General features: G+C 75.1%; 2 protein-coding genes and 1 pseudogene. 2 read left to right on the forward strand and 1 reads right to left on the reverse strand.

Features of this window, described 5'->3' with window-relative positions:
- A pseudogene (locus D3105_RS35825) lies at positions 1 to 227 on the forward strand (glycosyl hydrolase family 26); the annotation flags it as partial.
- Between the two features lie 238 nt (positions 228 to 465).
- Entirely contained in the window at positions 466 to 2,931 is a 2,466-nt protein-coding gene (locus D3105_RS32940) for a SpoIIE family protein phosphatase (protein WP_118906492.1), read from the forward strand.
- A gap of 19 nt (positions 2,932 to 2,950) precedes the next feature.
- Here the strand turns inward: D3105_RS32940 and D3105_RS32945 are convergent.
- Positions 2,951 to 3,752 (reverse strand): ABC transporter ATP-binding protein (locus tag D3105_RS32945; protein ID WP_240647114.1); only part of this gene is annotated, 802 nt, incomplete at its 5' end.

Below are 3,752 nucleotides of genomic sequence, written 5' to 3' on the forward strand. Positions count from 1 at the left end.
CCCCCGGCCCGACGCCGACTCCCCCGCCGTCGCCGACGCCTGCCCCCACGGATCCGGTCCCGTCCCCGACGGTCACGCTCCCGGCGGAGCCGTCGCCGCCGGTGGCGCCCACGTCCCCGGCGCCCGGTGCCGAGGCGCCTCCCGCCCGCAGGTGGTGCGTCACCGTGCCGTACGCCGACTGGCTCGGCGACTGGCTGCGGGAGCGCGAGATCTGCTTCCGCTTCTGACCTCGGGCATGGAAACGGCTCCGGCCCTCCTGTCGGGGGCCGGAGCCGTCCACCCACACGGGTCCAGCGCGGGGGCAGGGGGGACGAGCAACCGCTTGTCACCCCACCAACGCGGGCACGTCCCGCCGCGTCACGCCGCCGAACGAGGGACAGCCCGCGCGGGTACCGCGCACGCCGCACCGGGCGCGGTCCGGAGCGACGCGCGACCATGGAAACCTACAGAGGGTGGTGAGGTGCAATGGCATCCGCCGATGAGGGCTTCCCGGCGGAGCCCGGACCGCTGCCCTCCGGGGACGGGCGGGGACCGGCGCGAATGGCCGACGACGCGGCCGCGGTGATCGCCGGGGACGGCACGGTGATCGGCTGGACGCGCGGGGCCGAGGCGCTGCTCGGGTATCCGGCGGCCGAGGTGGTCGGCCGGTCCGCCGCCCGCCTGCTGACCGGCCCGTCGGACCCCCGCCGGACGGCCTCGGTGGCCGCGCGCTCCCGGACCGGGTCGGCGTGGAGCGGGCTGGTCCCGCTGCGGGGCCGGGACGGCCGGTCCCTGGACATCGACGTGCGGGTCACCGCCTCGTTCCAGATCGCCGGGCAGGAGGTCTTCCTGGTCTCCGGGCGGGAGCTCACCCCGCACTGGACGATGAGCGGGTCCGTTCTGGACGACTTCATGGCCCGGTCGCCCGTCGGGATGGCCGTGCTCGACCCCGGTCTGCGCTATCTCTGGCTCAACGACACCCTGGAGCGATTCGGCGGCGTACCGCGGGAGCAGCGTCTGGGGCGGCGGCCCGCCGATGTGCTGCCCACGGCACTGGCGGCGCCCATCGAGCGGCTGATGCGGCAGGTCCTGTCGACGGGCGAGGCGGTCACGGACTACGAGTACCTGGGCTGGAGCTGGGCCGATCCGCACCGCCGACGGGCGTACGCGAGCTCGTTCTTCCCGCTGGCCGACGCCCAGGAGCGGCGGATCGGCATCGGTTACATGGTCCGCGACGTCACCGACCGGTGGAACGCGCGCCGGCTGCTCGCGCTGGTGAACGAGGCCGGGGCGAGTATCGGCTCCACCCTGGACGTACAGCGTACGGCGCAGGAACTCGCCGACTTCGCGGTGCCCCGGTTCGCGGATTTCGTCTTCGTCGACCTGCTGGAGACGCCGTTCGGCGGGGACCGGCCCGGGTCGGCCACACCGGCCGAGGGCGAGCGCCCCGCCATGCGCCGGGCGGGCATGAGCTCGGTGCGCGAGGGCTGCCCGGAGGCGGTCGTCCAGGTCGGGGATGCGGTGGACTTCGTTCCACCGCCACATGACGCGCACTTCCTGCTGGCGGGCGCCCCGGTCCTGCTGCCGGTGCTCGACCCGGACCGCCACGGCTGGACGGAGCAGCACCCGGCGCGGGCCGCCCGGATCCGGGAGTTCGGGCTGCACTCGTTGATCTCGGTACCGATGCGGGCCCGCGACACCGTGCTGGGGCTGACCACCTTCATGCGGTCGCAGAACCCGGTGCCGTTCGACGAGGACGATGTGGCGCCCGCCCGGGAGCTGGTGGCACGGGCCGCCGTGTGCGTGGACAACGCCCGCCGCTACACCCGGGAGCACACCGCGGCGCTGGTGCTGCAGCGGAGCCTGCTGCCGCACACGCTGCGGGGCGGGACGGCGCTGGACGTGGCGTGGTCGTACCTCCCGGCGGACGCGAAGGACGGGGTCGGCGGGGACTGGTTCGACGTGATCCCGCTGTCCGGCGCCCGGGTCGGCCTGGTCATCGGCGATGTCGTCGGGCACGGCATCGGGGCCGCCGCGACCATGGGCCGGCTGCGTACCGCCGTACAGACGCTGGCCGACATGGATCTGCCGCCGGACGAGCTGCTGGCCCGCCTGGACGACCTCGTCCTGCGGCTCAGCGAGGAGGAGCGCGCTGGGGGTCCGGCGGAGCGGGGCGGCTCGACGGTGGTGGGGGCGACCTGCCTGTACGCCGTCTACGATCCGACGAACGGCTGCTGCACGATGGCGCGGGCGGGCCACCCCCCGCCGGTGGTCGTCACCCCGGACGGAGCGGTCACCTTCCCGGATCTTCCCTCCGGGCCGCCGCTCGGACTCGGCGGGCTGCCCTTCGAGTCGCTGGAGATGGTCCTGCCCGAAGGGAGCCTCCTCGGTCTCTACACCGACGGGCTCATCGCGGGGACCGACATGGACGTCGAGAGCGGCATGGAACGGCTGGGCCGGCAGGTGTCCCGGGGCGGACTGCCGCTGGACGATCTGTGTCCGGCGGTGGTCAAGGAACTGCTCCCCGTACCTCAGCCGGACGACATCGCGCTGCTCCTCGCCCGGACGCATGTCCTGAGCCCGGAGCACCTGGTGTCGTGGGACGTCCCCGTGGACCCCGCGGCGGTCGGGGAGACCCGGGCGAAGGTCTCCCGCCAGCTGGAGGCGTGGGGGCTGGAGGAGCTGTCGATGACGACGGAGCTGATCGTCAGCGAGCTGGTGACCAACGCGATCCGGTACGCCTCCGGGCCGGTGCGGCTGCGGCTGCTGTTCCAGTCGGCGCTGACCTGCGAGGTGTCCGACGCCAGCAACACCTCGCCGCGGCTGCGGCACGCCAGGACGACGGACGAGGGAGGGCGCGGCCTCTTCCTCGTCGCGCAGCTCGCCCATCGGTGGGGCACGCGCTACACGCCCCGGGGGAAGATCATCTGGGCGGAGCAGCCGATTCCCTGAGGGCTGTGCGCAGTGCGGCTCAGGAGGCGGGCTCCGTCTGCTCGCGAGCGAAGAGGCGGGTCAGTGGGCCTCCGGCCCGGATCAGCTCGTCCCAGGTGCCCTCCTCGACGATGCGGCCGCCGTCCAGGACCGCGATCCGGTCGGCCCTGCGGACGGTGGCCGGGCGGTGGGCGATCACCAGGGTCGCCCGGGGGGCGGAGTCGGCGGCGAGCGCCCGGGCCAGTTCCGCGTCGCCCCGGTGGTCCAGGTGGGCGGTCGTCTCGTCCAGGACGAGGACGCGCGGGCCGTTCAGCAGCCCCCGGGCCAGGGCCACCCGGGCACGCTGGCCGCCGGAGAGCGTCGCGCCGCGCTCGCCGACGGCGGTGTCGAGGCCGTCGGGCAGGGCGTCGGCGACGGTGTCGACGCCGCAGATCCGGGCCACCGCGTCCAGCTCGTCCGCCGTCGCGTCGGGGGCGCCCAGGCGGAGGTTCTCGGCGAGCGTGCCGTGGAAGAGCGGGGCCTCCTGCCCCACCACGGACACGGCGGCGCGCAGCTCGTTCTCGGCGAGGTCCCGGAGGTCGACGGGGCGGGCCGGACCGACGGGCACGAGTTCCACGGCGCCTTCGGCCGGGTCCCAGTAGCGGGCCAGGAGGTGGGCGCAGGTCGATTTGCCGGCCCCGGACGCTCCGACCAGAGCCACGGTCTCACCCGGCCGGACGGTGAGGTCGAGGCCGTCCAGCACGGCCTCTCCCCCGTAGCCGAACCGCACGCCGCGCAGCCGCAGGCCGAGCGGGCCCGGGGGTACGGGCCGGGGGTCGGTCTGCGGCTGCGCGGCGAGAGGC

Source organism: Streptomyces globisporus (genome assembly GCF_003501885.1).
Classification (GTDB): domain Bacteria; phylum Actinomycetota; class Actinomycetes; order Streptomycetales; family Streptomycetaceae; genus Streptomyces; species Streptomyces globisporus_D.

Coding starts and splice junctions, on each gene's coding strand:
- D3105_RS32940 (WP_118906492.1), top strand. CDS start 466: ATGGCATCCGCCGATGAGGGCTTCCCGGCGGAGCCCGGACCGCTGCCC.